The sequence below is a fragment of the Occallatibacter sp. genome (genome assembly GCF_049510455.1).
Lineage (GTDB): Bacteria > Acidobacteriota > Terriglobia > Terriglobales > Acidobacteriaceae > Telmatobacter.
On the sequence record NZ_JBEKYX010000003.1, the window covers coordinates 1 to 22101 of the forward strand.

Below are 22101 nucleotides of genomic sequence, written 5' to 3' on the forward strand. Positions count from 1 at the left end.
GGCGGCACGGTCACTCCGGCGCCGCGAAACTGCGCGAACTGCGACTCGTCGGGCGTCCACTTGAGATGGAAGTCGTACTTGTCGGTTAGCCCGGTCTGGTCCACTACCGGCTTGTCCATCACGCCGGATTGCATCCACGAGGCGAAATCGGCCATGTTCAAGTTGCGCACCGACAGGTCGCCGAGCGCGCGCAAGCCGAACCCCTGCGTCGGATCACCAGCCGGGACTGAGGTCTTCTCCATCTTGGGTCCGCCGCCGGCCACGGTGAGGATGTAGACCGACAGTTCGCGCTTCTCATGATGGAAGGTGAGCTTGAACCGGTCTGTGAACAGCTTCTGCACCATCAGGGCCGTCTGCTTGTGGCTTGGCTGGCCCTCGACATCGGGCACGCCGTCGATATCGTAGAGGTCGGTGCCGAACCAATCCGGCGCGCCGATGATCTGCTTGGCGTGCAGCCCGTAGGCAAAGGCTACCAGGTCGTTGACGTTGGTGTTGAAAGTGCGAAAGTGGCGTCCCTGGAAGCCGAAGCCTTTGCCTGGCCGGTTGGGCTGGCTGGGTTTGATGGTGACCACGTCGAAGCTGGGATTAGCGTCGGCCGGCATGGTTTTCGGCGGCTCGGGGATGACCCATGCGGTATCGGCGTTGGCGCGTTCCAGCGTCAGCGGAATGGGGCTGCCCTGTGTGAAGGTGCCAACAATGGTTTTGCCGTCGGGTGACATTTTTCCTTCGAAGCTGGCCTGCAGAATGTCGGCAGTGAACTTGAGCCCGCCGTCCTCAAACGAGGCTTTGTTGGCCGGCAGCGGCTGCCCGCCCTGGTCGATGCTGTAGAAGACCACCTTCAGCAAGCCTTTGTCATCCTTGGTGATTTTGCTGACGATGCGCAGGTCGCGGTTAGCTTGAGCAAGATGCAGCGTGCCCTGCCAGGTGCCGGCGATGTCGCGCGGAGAAGCCACGGGCTGGGCCTGTGATGGCGTCTGCGGTGGTGGAGGCGGCGGAGCCTGAGCAAAGGCCGTGCAGGCAATCGTGAGCGGAGCTGCCAGAAACGCCGCACAGGCCGTGCGGCGGGCGAGAGCGAGACCCATCTTCATCGAGACCGTCTTCTTTCTCCGACCGCGATTAAAAATGCGGACGGCATCGAACAATTGTGCAGGGACACCTGACAGGACTGCCTTTATGACGCATTTACGAAAGACTCCGCTCCAAGGTTCCCGGTGTTTCTGTAAATTATCATGCGGCTCGCTGGCCCCAATGCGATCGGGTAGTCATTGTATCCGACGGGTATTCCGGGCGCTTGCACGGTAAATCGAGGTTGTGGGCTACTCTTTCTTAGACAGCGAACCGTGTTTTTTTGTTCCCAATCTTTTGAGAAACCGAAACAAAGCTCCCGCAACCGGCGGAGTATTCCCTGGGAATGCTTCGCCTAACCCGGATCAACAATCATTCCTCTGCCGCGGTGTATGAGCGGGCGTGCATCTGCAGGTCGCACAGCTTCCAAGTAGCCCGCTTCCCGATCCTCATCCTCGAAGCGAATCACAATCAGGGCTCAATGAGTGACCTTGCAAGATCTTTTCATCCAGCTCTTGTGCCGCCGTCAGTGCTTGCTCGTGCCATAGACTCGGAGAAACGATTCCACCGAATCGTAAGAAAGGTGGACTCCGCATGCCTGTTCGCTTTCAACCTGCAGCTCACAAATCTCAAAACGAGAATTTGAGCGCGCCCTGAAGAATACGCGGCGATGCGGCGCTGAGAACGTTACCGAATGTTGAGCTGCCAATGTTGCCATCCACCGCCTGCGGGCCGAAGAACTGCGCGTGATTCAAGACGTTGAACGCTTCTATGCGGAAGAGCAGACTCTTCGACTCCGTAAACGGCAGGTTCTTGGCAACCGCCATGTCGTAGTTGTTTTGGCCAGGGCCATAGAAGAAGCGACGCTTGGATGTACCGGGCTCTCCCAGCGCGTTCATGCTGAATGCCGTCGTATTGAAGTAGTTGTTTTTGTTACCGCGCGGATTGTTGCTCAGCCGCAATGCGCCGCCGTCGTAGTCGGGTTCATCGATGCTCGCGTTGTTCACACCGTTTGGATTGGTTCCGATGAGCGAATTGTCACCGTTGTTAATCATTGTCACCGGGAAGCCGGTGGAGAGATGTGTAATTCCCGAGAGCGACCAGCCTTTGGTGAGACGAGTCGGATGGAAGAATTGGTCAACGGGAAGCTGATAGTCGTAGCTGACAACAAAATTGTGCTTGATGTCGAAGGCGGATATGGCATAGCTCAATGCCGGGTTGAATGGGTTCACTTCTTCGCCGATATTCGACGATTGATCCATGGACTTGCCATAGGTATACGAGGCATCGAACTGGAGCCGTCCGGTTGTGTGACGCGCGCTCAACTGGAGAGCGTTGTAGTTGGCGTGGCCGATGTTCGACTGAAGCGCATTGCTACCGAAGTCAGGGCCAAGCTGCTGGCGCGTCCCGTTCACCGTTCCGCCCGCAGTGGGGTAGTAAACCGTATCTTCGCCGAAGGCGCCGCAGGTAAGTGTTCCAAACATAACGTCACTGGACTGGCTCAGGCTCAGGCAGAGCGCAGGGTTCCCCGGATTTTCCGCGATCAGCACGCGCTGGCGGTGCGTGGCCGAGCCAATGTAAGTCGCATCGAAGACAGTATTCGGGCCGGCCTGGCGCTCAATTGAGAGCGACCACTCTTCGGTATAAGGCGTGTGGTTATGAATGTCATATCCGGGAATGCCGCTGATTGGCTCATAGGACGCCCAGTTGATATTCGGATCGGGATGTGTGCGCGACGAATTGAGTGGTGCAAAGGTATAGGGGAACGGCTGACCGTTGTTCGCGCCGTCTGCTGCGCCGACGAACGGAGTTGCGAAGAGCGGTGGCTCAGGGCTGCTATAGGTTGTGCCATAAGGAGCATTGGCCGCAAGCACACTGATAGAAAGCGCATCGATGGCCGTGTAGAAGTCGCCGAAGCTTGCACGCACGCTGGTTGTACCTGGAGCGCCAAGAACCTTTTTGAGAAACGTACCGTCTGGGGCTTGCGGAGTCCACGCGATACCGACGCGCGGGGAGAAGTTAAGCTCGTCGATTGGCGCCAGCGTATTCGGAACACCGGGGTCGCCAGGATAGAGAGTTCCCGGAGGCGCGCCAGGGAAGACCACAGACTGCGCGCCGGGCACAAAGGTCGAGATCTGGTTGTACTTCTCTGACCACGGTGCGACACGATCCCAACGCAGCCCATAGTTCAGCGTCAGGTTTGGCAACACGTGCCAACTGTCCTGAGCAAAGACGCCGACGTATTTATTGCGAGCGTAAAAGGGATTCAACTGGCTCTGGTTGTACTGGCTGGGCACACCAATGAGAAAATCGGCGAAGTCCACGCCGGTCTCCTGCCCCGCAAAAACAAAACTTCCATTGAATTGCGCGATAGGATTTGCATTGATCTGGTCAATATGGAACTCCGCGCCAAACTTCATGGTGTGATTTCCAAGCACCATTGAAAAGGTGTCCGCTGTCTGGTACGTATTATTCGCCTGGGTAAGCTGGTTGGCGGCAGCACCGGTTGAATAGGCATTGAAGTTGAGGTTTTCTACGCCTTGCCCTCTTGGATCGAGCGCCACGATACTGTCCGATCCATCTGCATTCACAAAACCCTGGGAGGCCAGGCTTACATTCCATCCACCAATGGGTTGGCCAAGATTTGTGTTATCGCGCATGTAGCTCAGATGGAACTCATTCACCATCGTGGCGCCGAAGCTCTTTGCATCCCCAAGCATGAGCATTTGTGCGCGGCCGTTAGTGCCGGCTGAAAACCCCGGAACACTGGCTCCGCTCTGCGCAACCGGATAGGGATTGACGAGATAGAAATCGTCGATGAAGTAGTATGCCGACATCAGCCCCCAGCGCGTATTCGCATCTGCACGCGCGCCGGCTTTGTCATCCCGCACGGTTTGGTTGTTGGAAGACGTGGCAAAGGTTCCTGAAGCTGTGTTCGGCGCGGGGATGTATTGCAGCATTCGCTGCGCGGGAACAGACCACGCACTTTGCGGAATGATGGCATTCGGGAAAACGCAGGTTGAAGTGGACGTGCAACCAGACAGGTAGTATGGCTCGCCTGTTACAACTTGATAGCCCAGCTTCTGAGTCAGAATGTTTGCAAAATAGGGACCGCTTACGATACCTGAAAGCTGATTGCCGCTTGCGCCCGTTGTGAAATCGCCGAGGTTTCCCGCGCGGTCATTACTTGATGGCACCGCGATATTTCCGGTATCGAGGCCCTGCGTCTGCCGCGTTCCCTGGTAGTCGAGGAAGAAGAAGAGCCTGTCTTTGCGAATCGGCCCGCCGACGGTCCCGCCGAACTGGTTTTGCTGGAAGTCTCCGCGCGTGGGTGAAAAGTAATTGCGCGCGTCAAGGGAGGTGTTACGCAGGAAGTCGAACGCGTTGCCATGAAGAGTGTTGGTTCCCGATTTCGTAACGACACTGATCTGGCCACCGCTGAACTCACCATACTCCGCATCGAAGTTGCTGGTGACAATGCGGAACTCCGAAATCGCGTCGAGGTTGGGGATCACAGCGGTGCCGGCGTTTACGTCTTCTTCCACGTCGCTGCCGTTCACGCTGAAGTAGTTTGCCGTCTCGCGCTGACCATTCACAGATAGATTGCCGGGGTTCAGCGTTCCCGATGGGTTGAGAATCGTCGCACCTACATCCTGCACCGTGGTGTTTGTAATAGCTGTCTCCGGCGCAACGCCCGGCTGCAGAGAGAGAAGGTCAGTAAAACTACGGCCATCCAGTGGGACTGCTGTCATCTGCCGTCCGGTGATCACCTGGCCTAGTTGTGTGCTGGTTGTTTCAACATGCAGCGTGTTGTCTAATACCGTAACGTTGTCGGAAACTGCTCCTACTTGAAGTGCGGCATTGAGTGTAAGCGCAGCATCTGTATCGAGCGCGATATCTTTTCGCTCATATTTGCTGAACCCTGTGACCTCAACATCCAGCACATAGTGGCCGACCGGGAGAACCGGAAAGGTATAGTGGCCTTTGTTGTCCGTATGCGTCACATGCGAAATGCCTGTACTGGTTTCTTTCACCGTGATCGTCGCATTTGGAACGACACTTCCGGATGGATCTTTTATCGTGCCTGAAATGCTCCCACTTACACTGGCCCAGAGCACGGTGGCCGATAGCACAGGAACTATAAGAATGGCGCGAAGAATGGTAACTGCGAAATGAAGGGCTCTGCTCAACATGGTCTCTCCTTTTAGGGCGGGGCAGAAGCCCTTACTGAATGGTGATGGGAACGTTGAAGCTCGATTGGATCTGCGACGAGCCGCTTCCGGAAGTTGCGGTGACAACAACCGCATATCTAGCGCAAACCTGATCGGCGGCGGTAGTGCCTGCACCGGCCGGCGAAGCCAGCCTGGATAGATCCTGCGCGGAAACAGCTCCGCGGCCCGGATATTTGCGCTCTGTCTGGGCGCTGGATACAACGCCAAGCAGCGTGAAAAGGACAGCAATCAGATAGGGAGAACAAATACGCAATGACAGAGAAATGCCTGCCCGATTCATTACCTTGCCTCACAAAGAACGTGCTAAGCCCTGTGTGCGCGCGATCGCCGACACATGGGAATTGAAACTTTGCGGGCATATCCCTATAGTCAAAACAATCCCGCAGTAGATTTGGCTGGGGTTTCCAGGTCCTTGTGGTCTCCGCCAAGAGTTATCCACGAGGACCTGGCTCTCAATCTCAATGTTTCATTCGCAATTCAAGCCTGGTTTCAGCTCTTGATTTGCACTTTCTAGCAAAGTGAAATACGACCAAATTGGTCCCTAATTAATGTACGACAAATTTAGTCTTATATAAAGAGCATTTTGCACTCATTCACACAAATAGTCACTATATGGGATTCGTTGTAGCGGATTCGATTGACCGGCATACGGTCGCTATTTCACGGCATAGCAATGGTCGTTTTTACCGGGCGGCTGACGGGACTTGCGACGATCGGCACGGAGGGAACGATTTCGTCGAAGCGATTCTTTCAGCCGTGGATTTGGTTGGCAGCAGCATACAGCAGGCAAAGAAACAGCGAATACGCTAGAATTTGCCATGCAGATTCCGCCAGAGCTTTCGTGGGCTCACCCGGTCACGGGTGAATGGTTCACCCGCAAATTCGGCTCGCCGACAGAGCCGCAAATTGAAGGATGGCCGAGCATCCTGGCGGGCAATCCCACACTCATCTCAGCGCCGACAGGATCGGGAAAGACTCTCACCGCTTTCCTGGTTTGCATCGACCGCTTGCTTCGTCAGTCCATTGAAGGATCTCTTCGGCCTGTCACACAGGTGGTCTACATCTCTCCGCTCAAGGCACTCTCGAACGATATACAAAAAAATCTTGACGGGCCGCTTGCTGAAATTCAGCAACTGGCGCTCGATCGAGGCTATCTCTCCGCTGAAATTCGCACAGCCGTGCGCACCGGCGATACGCTTCCGCGCGAACGAGCCGCGATGCTGCGCAATCCGCCGCACATTCTTGTCACCACACCGGAGTCTCTCTACATCTTGCTCACTGCGGCTAAAAGCAGGCAGCATCTTCGGCACGTACAGACGGTGATTGTTGATGAGATTCACGCGCTCGCAGACGACAAGCGCGGATCACACCTTTCCCTATCGCTGGAGCGGCTTGATGCGCTTGTCTGTGGAGAGAACCGACTTTCGGACGATGTTTGTTTGAATGGCCTGATCGCTCCACCACAGCGCATTGGTTTGTCCGCCACGCAAAACCCGATTGAACTTGTAGCCAATTATCTACAAGGCTCAGATGAAAATCGGACGCCAGCAGCCATCGTGCAGGTGAGCCAACGAAGAAAAATCGACATCGCTATTGAGGTGCCTTCCGATCCATTGACTTCCGTGGCATCCACAGCCATGTGGGAAGAGATCTTCGATAAGCTTGCCGTACATGCACAAAACCATCGCTCAACACTGGTGTTTGTCAACACACGCAAGCTGGTGGAGAAAGTTGCGTACGCTTTAGCCGAGCGGCTCGGCACAGATGAAGTTGCCGCGCATCACGGCTCGCTTTCGCGCGCGCTGCGCCTGGATGCAGAGCAACGGCTAAAGAACGGTGCAATCAAGATACTCGTCGCCACTGCATCGCTCGAGCTTGGCATCGACATTGGCAATGTCGATCTCGTATGCCAAATCTCAAGCGCCCGCGCCGTCGCTGTGGCAATGCAGCGCGTCGGCCGAGCCGGTCACTGGCGCGGCGCCATTCCCAAGGGTCGTCTTTTTGCTACTACCCGCGACGATCTTTTGGAGCAGGCCGCACTGGTACAAAAAATGCGCGCTGGGCAGCTCGATGTCCTTGAGATCCCGCCTCAGCCCATCGACGTGCTCATGCAACAAATTGTCGCAGCCTGCGGTGCAGAATCCTGGGAGATCGAAACCCTTTACCGCGTCTTCCGCCGCTCCTGGCCATATCGCAATCTCACTCGCGAAGAGTTCCAAAAGCTTATAGAAATCCTCAGCAACGGCATTCAGTCGAGCCGAGGCAGATATGGCGCCTACCTCATGCACGATGGGGTCAACGGCCGCATCCACGCCCGGCGCGGAGCGCGTATGGTTGCCATTGCTAATGGCGGAGCTATCCCCGACAGCGCGCTCTATCAAGTCATCCTTCAGCCGGACGATGTCCAGATCGCCACCCTGGACGAGCACTTCGCCGTAGACTCCTCACCGGGCGATGTCATTCTTCTCGGCAATACAAGCTGGCGCATCCAAAGAATCGAAGCCGCAGGCCGCGTCCTCGTTGAAGACGCGCAGGGGGCACCACCCACGGTGCCTTTCTGGAATGGCGAAGCCCCGCAGCGAAGCGATATTTTGTCCGATGGCGTAAGCGAGCTTCGCGAGCAGATCTCTGAACGCACCGCCGGCATTACGCCTGAAACTCTTTCGCTTGCCCAGCCACAAGTTGCCGACACCACGCAGTGGTTAAGGGAAGAGTGCGGAGTTTGTGCCTCCGCTGCCCGGCAGCTCATTCAATACATTGTCTCCGGACGTGCTGTACTTGGAGCAGTACCCACCAAAAAGATAATCATCGCTGAGAGATTCTTCGATGAAGGCGGCGGCCAGCAACTCATTCTCCACGCTCCCTTCGGAGGCCGCATTAACAAGGCCTGGGGCCTGTCGCTGCGCAAGCGCTTCTGCCGCGGCTTCAACTTCGAGCTTCAGGCCGCGGCCACTGACAACGGCATTAACATTTCTCTCGCTGAGCAGCACAGCTTTCCGCTTATCGAGGTCTTTCAATTCCTCACAGAGCGCACTGCCAAGGAGTTGCTGGAACAGGCATCGATTGCCTCCCCCATCTTTAAAGCACGCTGGCGCTGGGCCGCAGGCCGCAGCTTGCAACTTCTACGCTTCGCAAAAGGTAAACGCATTGCTCCGCAGATTCAGCGAACGCGCTCAGACGATCTGATGGCCAGCGTCTTTCCCCAGGCAGCGGCCTGCTTTGAAACTATCGCCGGAGACATCCAGATTCCCGACCATCCTCTCGTCCGCGAGGTCATGCAGGATGTATTGCAGGAGGCCATGAATCTTGAAGGCCTGCAGGAAGTTCTCCGCGGCATTCAATCCGGTGCGATCCGCTGCCTCGCCGTCGACACACCGGTTCCATCGGTCTTTGCTCACGAACTCATCCATGCCAACGTCTACCATTTTCTTGACGATGCAGGCCTGGAAGAGCGTCGGGCGCGTGCTGTATCGCTTCGCGGTTCCCTTCCTCCCAGCGTCCTCGAACAGGCTGGCAGACTCGACCTACATGCCATTGAAACTGTCTGCGAACAGTGCTGGCCCGATCTGCGTAGTGAGCACGAGCTGCATGATCTTCTGCTGAATGTTGTAGCCTTTCCGCTTAACAAGCTGAGGCCGCAGGCTGAGTCTATATGGATGCAATGGTATGAAATGCTCGAGCACACTGGACGAGCCTCCACAGTCAATCTTGATGGCAACCCTTGCTGGGTTGCTACCGAGCGCATAGAGTTTTCTACCGCTCTGCATTCAGGCGCTTCCACTTCCGAAGCCGTTTTGCAAGCTGCGGATACAGTCGTCCGCGGCTGGCTTCAGATCCTGGGTCCAGTGACAGCCAGCGAGCTCGCGAGCCTGTTTGGAATCGAAGCCTCAACCATCTATCAGGTCTTCATTGCCATGGAGACGCAAGGCTTGCTCATGCAGGGAGCTTTCAAATATCCCGCCGCCGTAGAAACCTACAATATCGAGTGGTGCGAACGCCGCATCTTGCAAAGAATTCATCAGCTCGCCCGTAACACTCTGCGCAAACAGGTTGAAGCAGTCACTCCAGCGGCGTTCATGCGTTGGCTGCTCGCCTGGCAGCATCTTACCCTGCAAAGCAAGCTCACAGGCGAACAGGGACTCTTTCAAGCTCTTTCGCAGCTTGAAGGCTTTGAAGCACCCGCAATCGAATGGGAACGCACCATCCTGTCTGCGCGCATCGCCAACTACAACCCCGCTTGGCTCGACCAGCTTTGTCTCTCCGGTTCGGTGGGCTGGGGTCGCGTCTCACCACATGCAGCCTGGTCCGGTGGCAACGAATCTGCTCCCGTGCGCGTCATTCCGTCGAGTGCCGCACCCATTACCTTTTATCTCCGCGACTCTGCAGAGTGGCTGCCCTATGCCCTCGCAGAACAAAGCGTAGAAGAGTCAAGATTGCAGAAAGCATTGAGCGCGGCTGCGCTCGAAATCCGGTCCTGCCTCCAGCAAAGGGGAGCGTGCTTCGCTGAAGACCTCGAACGCTCTCTCGGTTTGAGCCGCACCGCAGCGCTTGAGGGACTGTGGGAGCTGGCAGCAGCGGGACTTGCTGCCGCAGATGGGTTCGATCAACTTCGCGCGATGATTGACCCGGCGCGTAAATCGGTAATGCGTCATGGATATCGCAAGATGCGTAGCACTGCGGGACGCTGGTCGCTCTTTCATCGCGAGTTGAACGACCGCTCGAGCGAAATCGGACAAGTCCGACATCGCGATCTGGCACTTGAATCTGCTGCGCACACGTTGCTTGCGCGATATGGCATTGTTTTTCGCGATCTCCTTGCACGCGAATCAAATTTACCTAAGTGGCGTGATCTTGTTGGCATGTTCCGGCGTCTTGAAGATCGTGGCATCATCCGCGGCGGGCGGTTTGTCAGCGGTTTCAGTGGAGAACAGTTCGCTCTCCCGGAGGCTCTCGATAGCTTGCGAGCATCGCGGCAGATTCATTCAGACGAAGTGATCACGGTCGCGGCTGCTGATCCAATGAATCTCGCCGGCATTCTGTCTGCGGGAAATCGCGCCGCCTCAATTCCCGGGCGCTCAGTTCAATATCAAAATGGCTTCGTCGCGGGAGAGTCAGAAGAGACGCAACCTCCGCGTAACCGGCGGCAGCGTTCGGGACAGATCACGGGCGAAGTTCTCAAGCGTATGCCAACGACCAAAATCGCGACAAAGAACGGTTCCATGTCTCTCTTCGACAATTATTCATCCTGAGTGTGTTCGCTTGGCATGTTCATCTCGTTCGCCCTCGACTGACGCTTACCTCTATCTCATGTTCAGAGGTTTATCAGCACAATATTTTCCCGCCTGTCTGTTTAAACTTTTCCTATTTTAGAGAGTCCGATGATTGCGAGGTGCGCGAGTTCGATCTTTTCGCCGTTTTGTGGTGAGCATTACGATGGGCGCGCTTGCGGATTTTGACGCCATCAGATTCAAGATCGAAGGCGGCATTGACCAGGGCTATATGGCTAAAGGCTTGTGGGAAATTTCCGACCATGCGGTTGTGCTCAAAGTCAAATTCTTCGCTGAGCAGTCCCACGTCATTACACAAGGCAAGCAGCTTTTCAAAGAGCTTTTTTGCATCCCGCTTTCGGCCAATGGCCTTGAGAGCAGAGACCATCCAGAAGCTGCAAGCGAGAAAGACGCCTTCGCCTGGAGGCAAGCCATCCTCGACCTTCGCAGTGTCGTAGCGCAGAACAAAACCATGCGGCATCAGCTCGCGTTCAATGGCTGTTACCGTGCCTTTCACACGCGGATCGTGACCGGGTAAAAAGCCCACGGCAGGCATCAAGAGCAGTGCGGCATCGAGTTCTTCTGAGCCATAGGCCTGTGTGAAGCTGTTCTTGCCATGATGGAATGCGTGGTTGCAGATCTCCGCATGAATGGCGTCGCGGATCGTCTTCCATGTTTCAATCGGCGCATCGTAACCGAACTGTTCGGCTAACATCACTGCGCGGTCGAAGGCGACCCACGCCATCATCTTTGAGTAAGTGAACTGCTGGGGACCGCCTCGTGTCTCCCAGATACCTTCATCGGGCTCCTGCCAGATCACTTCCAGACGCTTGAGCAGCAGAATCACCACGCGGAAGTTGTTTTGATCATGGCGACGCATTCTGTGCGCGGCGTGAAAAAAAGAATCAAGCACTTCACCGTAAATATCAAGCTGCATCTGCTCGGAAGCAGCATTTCCAACCCGCACCGGGCGGGAGTTTTCATAACCGGCAAGCCAGGGAATTTCGCTCTCGGTGAGCAACTGCTCGCCACGCAGACCATACATAATCTGCGCCTGATCAGGACTGCCGGCGAGTGCACGAAATAGCCAGTTGTTCCATGCTTCAGCCTCCTGATAGAACCCGCCATTCATGAGTGCAAGCAGCGTGAACGTAGAGTCGCGCAGCCAGCAGTAACGATAGTCCCAATTGCGGACGCTCCCGATTTTCTCAGGCAGCGAGGTGGTGGGTGCCGCCACGATGCCGCCTGTGGGGCGGAAGGTGAGGGCCTTGAGCGTGATTAACGACCGTTCAACCGCCGTACGATATTTTCCTTCGTACTTGAGATGGCGAGTCCAATTCCGCCAGATGCGCACCGTATCGTCGAATGCACTCTCCCAATTGATCTGCCCTGGGTCATCCTCCCACGAGTTGCCATAGGTCAGTGTGAACCAGACGCGCTCTCCTTTTCTCACTGTGAAATCAGCAACCGTTTTGAACCCTTCACCAAGAACCGGGACGGAGGCGTGCAGCATAGCGAGGTTGGGCCCGGCCACTGCGCGAATGCCATCGGGAATGCTTGTGACCCATGGAACTACGCGGCCGAATTCGAACCGTAAAGCCAGTTCCATCCGCATGGGCACGCTACCGCGAACACCTTCGATAATGCGGACGACATCGGAGTGATGACCGCGAGGAGGCATGAAGTCAATCAGGCGAACCGCGCCGCAGGAATGATTGAAGGTGGTTTCAAGAATGAGCGTGTGTTCGCGGTAACGGCGAGAGGAGCTCCACTCCCCTTCCAGAGGAGCGATGGTCCAGTTGCCATTCTCAGGTGAGCCAAGGAGCGCGGCGAAGCAGGCATTTGAGGAAAAATCGGGCCAGCACAGCCAATCAATCGAGCCATTGCGATCAACCAATGCAGCCGCTTCCATGTCCCCTATGAGCGCGTAGTCTTCGATTTTTGAGGCCATGAATCTCCAGTTGACGGATGTCCCGGAAAGTTCCGATTGTGATTTATTGTTCGTGATAGTTACGCATCAGTCCGCCATCTACGGTGTAGGTGGCACCATTGACGTAGGCAGCTTCATCCGAAGCAAGAAATGCGACGACGGCAGCAACATCCTCTGCGGTGCCGAGGCGGCCAAGTGGAATGTTCTTTAGAAGCGCCTCAAGCTTAGGCTTGTCTTCCAGGAGCGCCTTGTTGATGGGAGTAACGATAGCACCCGGAGCCACGTTGTTAATGGTGAAGCCCAAGGGCGCGAGCTCGACTGCAAGATTGCGCATGAGCATGCGCAGACCGCCTTTACTACAGCAATATGTAGAAAACCCCGGAAACGCCATGTCTTCATGCACGGAGCTGATGTTAATGATGCGGCCACCTCTGTATTGGGCATCCATCAGTCTTTGGACGAATCTTTGGGTGAGAAAAAACGGGCCGCGAAGGTTTACAGCCAGCACCTTGTCGTATTCCTCTTCAGTTGTTTCCCAGAAATTCGATTTGTGCTCCATGCCGGCGTTGTTGACCAGAATATCGGCCGAGCCGAACCGACTCCATGCGGCATCTATGAGCTTATCGACATCGGCACGTTGAGTAATGTCGGCCTGGACGATTTCTGCATCGCTGCCAGATTCACAGATGGCGCGTTTTGTCTCCTGGGCTCCTTCTGCGCTACCAATGTAGTCAATGACCACGCGGGCACCTTCGCTACCAAGCCGTTTGGCGATTGCTTGCCCGATGCCGCTACCAGCGCCTGTGATAATGGCAATTTTTCCGTCAAGACGTCCCATAATCCACCTCTCGGAGTTGAGGTGCATTCGAGCAAGCACCGTTGACGACTATTAACGCATGTTATCTAACTAATCGCATGTCACCTGAGTGAAATTCAAGCCGAGCAAGAGTTTGGTGACTGTGACGCACGCGTTCTGGTGAGCAGTGGCGAGGATGCCGGCTGCGAGAGCGGACTGGCGGAGATTTTCAGCAGCTTTCTCGCGAACTTCGCCTTCGAGACTTGGATCGACAGGAACGAGAAACCCGGTCTGGCGTTCGTAGACATGAGTTCTGGCGTTGTCCAAGGCAACGGTGAAGAGCTGCGCGGGCGGCAGATGAACATGGATTGTGCGAGCGTCAACACGGACATTCTGAGAAGAGATCTGAGTGAGGTCAACGCCGGCAATGGCCTCGCCATGAACCTCAAGCAAGACCCGGTCACCCGTGAGGAATGGAGGAAGGATGCGGCCTTCGCGGTCGCCGGTGACCATCTTATCCATAGAGTAAGACACGGATTCGAGGCGGGCGAGCCTGCGAATCTGCATGACAACGGTAGGTTGTGAAGTATCGATGCGAGTCATACGCGCGGATACGGCTGTTGCAAGCCGGTCCCAGATGCCGACTTTGGCGGAGTGGAGGAAGACGACGAGAAGCAAGATGCCTGCCAGCATACCAACGAGCCCTGACAAGGCGGCTGTAGTAAGGGTGCGCGTGCGGCGATCGGGTTCAGTCATTACGGGCACGTTGGGTTAGATGCACGATATGAAATTGAAGCTGACTAAAGAGCTAACGAGGCCGAGGATTTGTTTACTTGCAAAACAATTCTCCAGGTTCGTAAGTGAAGGATCCTGGTTCGCGAAGCAACCGATATTGAGATCAGGAATCTCAATATCAGAAGGTGTTTTATCGATGGCGTCCCATCATACGATTGAGCTTGAGAAGTTTGTGAAGACGAGCGAGATTGATCCTGCCTATTACGAGAAGCCATATTTTGTTTTGCCTGAAAATGCAGCGCAAGAAGAGGCACGCTATCCGTACGTTATCTGTTGCTCACCGTCATTGCCGGAACTGTTCCTGGTGTGAAGCGAAGAAAAACGGTCATCCCGCAGCACAGAGCTTCTGATTCCCACGATCCAGCGCAATGAGAGCGATATCAATATCGCGACGCTCTATTGACGGGACGGAAGCGAACAGTTTCTAAATGTCTTGTCTTCAAATTGGATACGAATAGCCGCTCAAGCGGCAGGCCAAGTGGGTGCCGGTATCTTTGAAAACTCCCGCAGGGATGACCGGTCGCCGGAGATTGCTTCCTGTTCGATCCGCAATCCTCCGCCGACAACCGTTGTTGGCGCATCCAATACGCCTTCGGCAGGAATAAAGATACGAAAAGAAGTAGCGCAGCCGGATGTATAAAAATAACTCCGGCACACAATGCGGCCATTATATTTCTGGATAATTCCTTTGCTGATCCAAAGCCCCAGGCCAGTTCCCTTGGCTGACTTTGTGGTAAAAAACGGCTCGAAGAGCCGGCTTTTATGCTCAGGCTGAATACCCTTCCCTGTGTCAATGATGGATATAGATACTCCGCGTTTATGGGTAACCAAGTCAATTTTATCTTGCACACTTAGCCGCAAAATGCCGCCTTTTGGCATTGCCTGTATGGCATTCGCGATCAGGTTCATAAATACCTGTCGCAGCTCAAACGAAAAGCCATACACGCTGGAAGAGCCGGAATACCGCTTCTGCAACACGATATTGCTGCTGTGAATCCGAGTCTCCTGAAGCTCAATGACTTCATCCAGCAGTTCTCCGATGGAAACTGATACTGGCTGCTTTGATTCACGATAGAAACTCAGCGTTTGACGAGTGATGTGAGAAACCCGCCGCAACTCCTGATCCGCAAGAGAGGCAAAATGCCGCGCTTCATCATTCAAGGATGCATGGTTCTGAAGCAGATAGAAAATGTTCGTAATGGCAGCAAGAGGGTTATTAATCTCATGCGCAATAATGCCGGCGACACGTCCCATTGCCGCGAGTTTTTCTGTCTCGCGCAGAGCCTCTTCCGCACGCAACTGGGCAGTAATATCTCTTCCTACTTCCAGAATTGCGTTGCTCTCCTGATTCACCGTCTTGCGGAAGGCGACTACGATCTCAGATCCGCTTCTGGTCTTCTGAAGCAAGTTCCCCTGCCAGGAGCTTTGCATTTCAAGCGTTGCGGCAACTTCTTCCCTGGAAGTAGGAAAGATCGTATGCAACAAAGCATGCAGGTCCCGGCCAATGGCTTCTTCCCTGCTCCACCCGTAGAGATTTTCAGCGCCAACGTTCCAGAGTTGGATTGTTCCGCTCAAATCCCGCACGATGATGGCCTCAGTGGCCAGATCGAGCAACTCTGCACGAGTGCGAAACGCGACTTCACGTTCCCGCAGCTCCTGGGTTCGCTCTTCAACGCGCCGCTCAAGATCAAGGTTCAGCTTTTCGAGCATCCGTGTCTTGCGGTGCAATTCGGCAAAGATGCCCACCTTGGCACGCAGTACTTCCGGCACAACCGGGACCGCGATATAATCCACGGCACCGCTACGATAGCCCTGAATTTTATCTGAGTCTGAGAGATGCACGCCGGAAATGAAGATGATTGCAGTTTTCTGAAACCGGGGATGCTTGCGAATGACATCCGCAAGCTCAAATCCATCCACGTCCGGCATGCTGACATCCATTAGAACGACAGCAATGTCGTTTTTCAGCAGGATATTCAATGCCTGAGACGCAGTGGTGGCCTTGATAAGATTCGCATCCAACTGCTCGAGAATTACCTCGTAACTGAGCAGTTTAGCCGGCTGATCATCCACCATGAGGATATTGACTTTTTGATCCCAAGTCATCGTTAGTCCCCTGGTCCCTTCTTGAACGTCTATAGTGAAACTGTAGTTGTCATCATTTACCGGTGAAGCCACAAACGCAATGCGGACAGCAATTGTTCAGTATTTACCGGCTTTGCAAGATATTCTGAGGCTCCTGCTTCAAGGCAGCGTTCGCGATCGCCTTTCATTGCCTTGGCAGTGAGGGCGATAATGGGCAGGCGCCGCAAGGCCGCATTCTGACGGATCATCTGCATTGTCTCGTAGCCGTCCATCTCCGGCATCATAATATCCATCAGCACAATCGCAAGATCAGGGGTCGATTCAATCATGTGGATGGCTTCGCGGCCTGTGCCTGCTGAAAGCACAGTCATGCCTCGACGTTCCAACGCGCTGCTCAAAGCAAAGATATTTCGCACATCATCGTCAACAACGAGCACCTTGCGTCCGATCAACGCTTCATCCGAGCGATGCAGCTTTTCGAGCATCTGCTGTTTTGCCGGAGGCAGATCTCCAACGACACGATGAAGGAATAGCGCTGTCTCATCCAACAAGCGCTCGGGAGATTCAACATCCTTGAGCACTATACTGCGCGCCAAGGTGCGCAACTGTAAATCTTCTTCTCGTGTGAGGTCTCTGCCCGTAAACACTATTACGGGAAGATCCTTTAAGTTCGGTCTGGTGCGAAGCTGCTCGAGAACTTCAAAACCTGTCATATCCGGTAACCGGAGATCGAGCACGACGCAATCATATTTTTGCTGGTCAAGAGCCCGTAACGCCGCTGATCCAGAATCCGCAATATCGAGATCGATATCGTCATGCCACAACAATTCCCTTGTGCTCAATTGCTCCGCAGGATTGTCTTCCACGACGAGCAAGTGCCTACGACGCGTATTTGAGAATTCCCGAACGTTCGTTAAAGCAGAATCCAGGTCTTCTGTCGAAGTAGGCTTGGTGATAAACGCAAATGCGCCGCGCGAAAGACCATGGTGGCGGTCTTCATCGAGTGTAAGCATTTGAACCGGAATGTGGCGGGTTTTGGGATCCTGCTTCAGGTGGTTGAGCACCGTCCATCCCAACATATCGGGCAAAAACACGTCGAGTGAGATTGCAGAGGGACTATATTCGCGCGCCAGAGATAATGCCTCAGTTCCAGTTTGAGCGACGAGGATTTTGAATCCTTTCGTACGGGCGAGATCACGCAAGAGGCGCGCGTAATGCGGGTCGTCCTCGACGATCAACAGGGTTGCATCGCCTGTCGACAGGCTTCCGCGATCATCCTCCACGCGAGATTCCTGCTCAACAACCGAAACCTTGGCGAGAAAGACCGGCACCTGCAGCTGCGCACCACTCTTTTCTGTCTTGGAGATATTTGGCACAGCCGGTCCCACATAGGTTTGTGGGAGATATAACGTGAATGCGCTTCCCTGACCGGGCGTGCTCTTCAACTGGATCTCGCCGCCAAGGAGATTGGCGAGCTCGCGGCTGATGGCCAACCCAAGCCCAGTGCCGCCAAACTTGCGGCTGGTGCCTGCGTCTGCCTGCTGGAAAGCCTCAAAGATGATGCGTTGTTTTTCTGCCGGGATTCCGATGCCCGTATCTGAAACCTCGAAGGCAATCACAGAGCCGGCTCCCCCCAGCAAAGGATGATCGGCGCTCCATCCAATTTTTGCACGCGAAATGTTCAACCGCACGCTGCCCTGCTCAGTGAATTTGAATGCATTCGAGAGCAGGTTTTTGAGAACTTGCTGCAGACGTTTTGAGTCAGTGACAAGGCTGCGGCCCATTCTTGGATCGCTGGTGACCTCGAAGAAGAGCTTGCGATTTTCCGCCTCGTGACGGAATGGCCGCGAAACAGCTTCGAGCAGCGACCCGAAGAAGACTTCCTCAGCTTCAACGGAAACGGTGCCTGATTCGATCTTGGAAAGATCGAGAATATCGCTGATGAGGTTGAGCAGATCGGTTCCGGCACCGTGAATGGTGCGCGCAAACTCAACTTGCTTGGCCGAGAGGCTGCCATCGGGATTTTCCGCGAGTTGCTGACCAAGAACAAGAATGGAGTTAAGTGGCGTGCGCAGCTCGTGGGACATGTTGGCGAGGAACTCCGATTTGTACTTGGAGGTAAGAGCAAGTTCGCGCGCTTTTTCTTCCAGGGCGCGCCGCGCCTGCTCGATTTCCTGGTTCTTGCGCTCCACTTCATAATTCTGTTCGGCAAGCTGCTGAGCCTTTTGCGCGAGCTGCTCGTTGGTCTGCTGCAGTTCCTTCTGCTGTGTCTGCAACTCCGCGGCAAGCTGCTGCGATTGTTTCAGCAGGCTTTCCGTCTGCATGGTGGCTTCAATGGAGTTGAGCACGATGCCTATAGAAGAGGTGAGTTGCTCCAGGAAGGCCAGGTGAGAAGCGGTGAAGGAGCTAAGGCTTGCAAGCTCGATTACAGCCTTGACACGATCTTCAAAAAGTACGGGGAGAACGATAACATTCTTTGGCTTGGCCTTGAAGAGGCCGGACTGGATGGGCGTTGTTCCTCTAGGTAATTCTGTAATGTGCATGCGGCGCTTTTCCGCAGCACATTGGCCGATCAGACCTTCGCCGATGCGCACTTCGCGGACATTTCTCTCGGGAGCATCAGCATACGTGGAAAGCGACACCAGCGTGCCCTCAGACGCAGAGGACTCGCTACCCATCTGGTAGATGACACCCTGCTGCGCATTCACGAGTGGGGCGAGTTCGGAAAGCAACATCCGACCGACAGTACTAAGATCCCGCTGGCCTTGCAGCATGCCAGTGAAGCGGGCCAGGTTAGTCTTGAGCCAGTCCTGTTCTGTGTTGCGGTCGGTGGTGAGCCGCAGGTTATCGATCATCGTGTTGATGTTGTCTTTGAGCTCGGCCACTTCGCCGCGGGCTTCTACCTGGATCGAACGAGTGAGATCGCCCTTGGTCACAGCAGTAGCTACTTCCGCAATGGCGCGCACCTGGTTGGTGAGGTTGTCGGCCAACAGGTTCACGTTGCCGGTAAGGTCTTTCCAGGTTCCGGATGCGCCGGGAACATTGGCCTGACCGCCGAGACGACCTTCCACGCCGACTTCGCGGGCCACCGTGGTGACCTGATCAGCGAAGGTAGCCAGTGTGTCCGTCATATTGTTGATGGTCTCGGCCAGCGCTGCGACTTCACCTTTCGCGTTCACCGTAAGCTTCTGGTTGAGCGCGCCGTTGGCCACGGCGGTAACGACTTTTACGATGCCGCGGACCTGTTCCGTCAGGTTCACAGCCATCACGTTGACGTTATCCGTAAGGTCCTTCCAGGTTCCAGCCACACCGGGCACCATTGCCTGGCCGCCAAGGTTTCCGTCTGTGCCTACCTCGCGGGCCACACGCGTTACCTCGGCAGCGAAGGCGTTGAGCTGATCCACCATCGTGTTGATGGTGTTTTTCAGTTCGAGGATTTCGCCCTTCACATCCACCGTGATTTTGCGGGATAAATCGCCACGCGCAACGGCCGTGGTGACTTCAGCGATGTTTCTCACCTGTGCGGTGAGGTTACCCGCCATCGAGTTCACTGAGTCGGTGAGATCCTTCCAGGTGCCGGCGACACCGGGAACATTGGCCTGGCCGCCAAGACGGCCTTCCGTACCGACCTCGCGCGCCACACGCGTCACTTCACCTGCAAACCGGTTGAGCTGATCGACCATCGTGTTGATGGTTTCTTTGAGCAGCAGAATTTCACCGCTAACGTTTACGGTGATCTTCTTGGAAAGATCGCCGCTCGCGATTGCCGTTGCCACCTCGGCGATATTGCGCACCTGCCCGGTAAGGTTCGAGGCCATGGAGTTGACCGAGTCCGTAAGGTCTTTCCACGTTCCCGCTACACCGGATACTTGGGCCTGACCGCCGAGCTTGCCGTCCGTGCCCACTTCACGCGCCACGCGCGTCACTTCGCCCGCGAAGGCGTTGAGCTGGTCCACCATGGTGTTGATGGTGTCCTTCAGCTCGAGGATTTCGCCCTTCACGTCCACTGTGATCTTGCGTGAAAGGTCGCCGCGCGCGACGGCTGTTGCGACTTCGGCGATATTGCGCACCTGGCCGGTAAGGTTGGATGCCATGAAGTTGACGTTATCGGTGAGGTCTTTCCATGTTCCTGCTACTCCGGATACCTGCGCCTGGCCGCCCAGCTTGCCGTCCGTGCCGACTTCGCGCGCGACGCGTGTGACTTCGCCGGCGAAAGCGTTGAGCTGATCCACCATCGTGTTGATGGTGTTTTTCAGCTCGAGGATTTCGCCCTTCACGTCCACAGTGATCTTGCGCGACAAGTCGCCACGAGCGACGGCCGTTGTTACTTCGGCGATGTTTCTCACCTGTGCCGTGAGGTTGCCCGCCATCGAGTTCACGTTGTCGGTAAGATCCTTCCACGTGCCGGCCACGCCGGGCACCTGCGCCTGGCCGCCGAGCTTTCCTTCTGTGCCGACTTCGCGCGCTACACGCGTCACTTCGCCAGCAAAACGATTGAGCTGATCCACCATCGTGTTCAGCGTTTCTTTGAGCTGAAGGATTTCGCCACGCACATCGACGGTAATTTTGCGGGAAAGGTCGCCGTTCGCGATAGCTGTTGCTACTTCAGCGATATTACGTACCTGACCGGTGAGATTGCCGGCCATGAAGTTCACATTGTCGGTAAGGTCCTTCCAAGTACCGGCGACACCGGGAACGCTAGCCTGGCCGCCGAGCTTGCCTTCCGTGCCGACTTCGCGCGCCACGCGCGTTACTTCTCCCGCGAAGGCGTTGAGCTGATCGACCATCGTGTTGATGGTGTCCTTCAGCTCAAGAATTTCACCCTTCACGTCTACGGTGATCTTGCGGGACAAATCGCCGCGCGCAACGGCTGTAGTGACTTCGGCAATGTTTCTGACCTGCGCTGTGAGATTGCCGGCCATTGCATTCACTGAGTCTGTGAGATCTTTCCACGTGCCGGCCACGCCGGGAACAACTGCCTGACCGCCAAGCTTACCGTCAGTGCCGACTTCGCGCGCCACGCGCGTCACTTCAGCGGCGAAGGAACGGAGCTGATCGACCATCGTGTTGATGGCTTCCTTGAGCTGAAGGATTTCGCCGCGCACATCGACGGTGATCTTGCGGGAGAGATCTCCGCTGGCCACGGCCGTTGCCACTTCAGCGATATTGCGAACCTGACCGGTAAGGTTCGAAGCCATGGAGTTGACCGAGTCCGTAAGGTCTTTCCATGTGCCGGCCACGCCGGGAACGACAGCCTGGCCGCCGAGCTTGCCATCTGTACCGACTTCGCGCGCCACGCGCGTCACTTCAGCCGTGAAGATCCCGAGCTGCTGAATCATCGTGTTGACGATATTGGCGGAGCGAAGAAAGTCGCCTTCGAGCGGTCGGCCGTCCACATCGAGACGTACGGTTTGCGTCAGATTTCCCTGGGCCACGGCAGCAATTGCACGGGTAACCTCAGTGGTGGGACGCAGCAGATCTTCGATGAGCGTATTGACTGAGACTTCCATGTCATCCCAGGCGCCGCGGTGCCGCTCGACACGGATTCGCTCACGCGTTTTGCCCTCTTTGCCCACAGCCTGGCCGACGCGCTTCAATTCGCGAGCCATCTCTTCGTTGGCCGTCACGATTTCATTGAAGATATCCGCGATTTTCCCAGGCAGACCTATCCACGTACCCGGCAAGCGGGTGCTGAAATCGCCGTCCTTCATGGTTTGGAGGCTTTGCAGGATAGCGGCCAGGCACTCGTGCGAAGGCAGTTCTGCTCCATTGGCCGGATACGAAGAGGTCGTTCCTCCCTCGTTCAGAGGGGGCTGTACGTAGGTCCCCATGCAAGGAACTCCTACCATATATATGAAATGTCAGGCGGTCGTTGATGCACGAAACATACCCCAGCCAGCTTATTTCTGGAAGCGCGGAAGCGCGTCTGCA

10 protein-coding genes are annotated in these 22101 nt (G+C 55.5%); 2 read left to right on the forward strand and 8 right to left on the reverse strand.

The window, feature by feature from the left end:
• The 3 genes from ABSG47_RS00845 to ABSG47_RS00855 form a co-directional block, all read right to left on the reverse strand.
• Positions 1 to 1088 (reverse strand): TIGR03435 family protein (locus ABSG47_RS00845; RefSeq protein ID WP_424165123.1); only part of this gene is annotated, 1088 nt, incomplete at its 3' end.
• A gap of 606 nt (positions 1089 to 1694) precedes the next feature.
• The gene (locus ABSG47_RS00850) at positions 1695 to 5258 is read right to left on the reverse strand and encodes a carboxypeptidase-like regulatory domain-containing protein (protein ID WP_424165125.1); all 3564 of its coding nucleotides are present in this window, start codon (positions 5256 to 5258) and stop codon (positions 1695 to 1697) included.
• Between the two features lie 31 nt (positions 5259 to 5289).
• On the reverse strand, positions 5290 to 5577 hold the full coding sequence (locus ABSG47_RS00855; RefSeq protein WP_424165127.1) for a hypothetical protein: 288 nt from the start codon (positions 5575 to 5577) through the stop codon (positions 5290 to 5292).
• A gap of 538 nt (positions 5578 to 6115) precedes the next feature.
• Here ABSG47_RS00855 and ABSG47_RS00860 point away from each other — a divergent pair.
• Positions 6116 to 10546, forward strand: coding sequence for a DEAD/DEAH box helicase (locus ABSG47_RS00860; RefSeq protein WP_424165129.1), 4431 nt, complete (start codon positions 6116 to 6118; stop codon positions 10544 to 10546).
• Positions 10547 to 10658: 112 nt separating this feature from the next.
• Here the strand turns inward: ABSG47_RS00860 and ABSG47_RS00865 are convergent, their stop codons facing one another.
• The 3 genes from ABSG47_RS00865 to ABSG47_RS00875 all read right to left on the reverse strand — a co-directional run bounded on the left by ABSG47_RS00865 (position 10659) and on the right by ABSG47_RS00875 (position 14046).
• Entirely contained in the window at positions 10659 to 12515 is a 1857-nt protein-coding gene (locus ABSG47_RS00865; RefSeq protein ID WP_424165131.1) for a glycoside hydrolase family 15 protein, read from the reverse strand.
• 43 nt (positions 12516 to 12558) lie between these two features.
• A complete protein-coding gene (locus tag ABSG47_RS00870) occupies positions 12559 to 13332 on the reverse strand; it encodes an SDR family NAD(P)-dependent oxidoreductase (protein ID WP_424165134.1) in 774 nt (257 codons plus the stop codon).
• A 69-nt stretch (positions 13333 to 13401) separates the two neighbouring features.
• Positions 13402 to 14046 carry a DUF4230 domain-containing protein gene (locus ABSG47_RS00875; protein WP_424165136.1) on the reverse strand — a complete coding sequence of 215 codons (645 nt, stop codon included), beginning with the start codon at positions 14044 to 14046 and terminating at the stop codon, positions 13402 to 13404.
• A 175-nt stretch (positions 14047 to 14221) separates the two neighbouring features.
• On the opposite strand from ABSG47_RS00875, the gene ABSG47_RS00880 reads away from it, so the two are divergent.
• Entirely contained in the window at positions 14222 to 14395 is a 174-nt protein-coding gene (locus tag ABSG47_RS00880; RefSeq protein WP_424165138.1) for a Ku protein, read from the forward strand.
• Positions 14396 to 14547: 152 nt separating this feature from the next.
• Here ABSG47_RS00880 and ABSG47_RS00885 read toward each other — a convergent pair whose 3' ends face one another.
• Both ABSG47_RS00885 and ABSG47_RS00890 read right to left on the reverse strand, forming a co-directional pair.
• On the reverse strand, positions 14548 to 16263 hold the full coding sequence (locus ABSG47_RS00885; RefSeq protein WP_424165141.1) for an ATP-binding response regulator: 1716 nt from the start codon (positions 16261 to 16263) through the stop codon (positions 14548 to 14550).
• Positions 16248 to 22001 (reverse strand): HAMP domain-containing protein, encoded by a 5754-nt coding sequence (locus ABSG47_RS00890; protein ID WP_424165144.1) that lies wholly within the window; start codon positions 21999 to 22001, stop codon positions 16248 to 16250. The genes ABSG47_RS00885 and ABSG47_RS00890 overlap by 16 nt, the downstream gene beginning before the upstream one ends.
• Positions 22002 to 22101 lie beyond the last annotated feature (100 nt).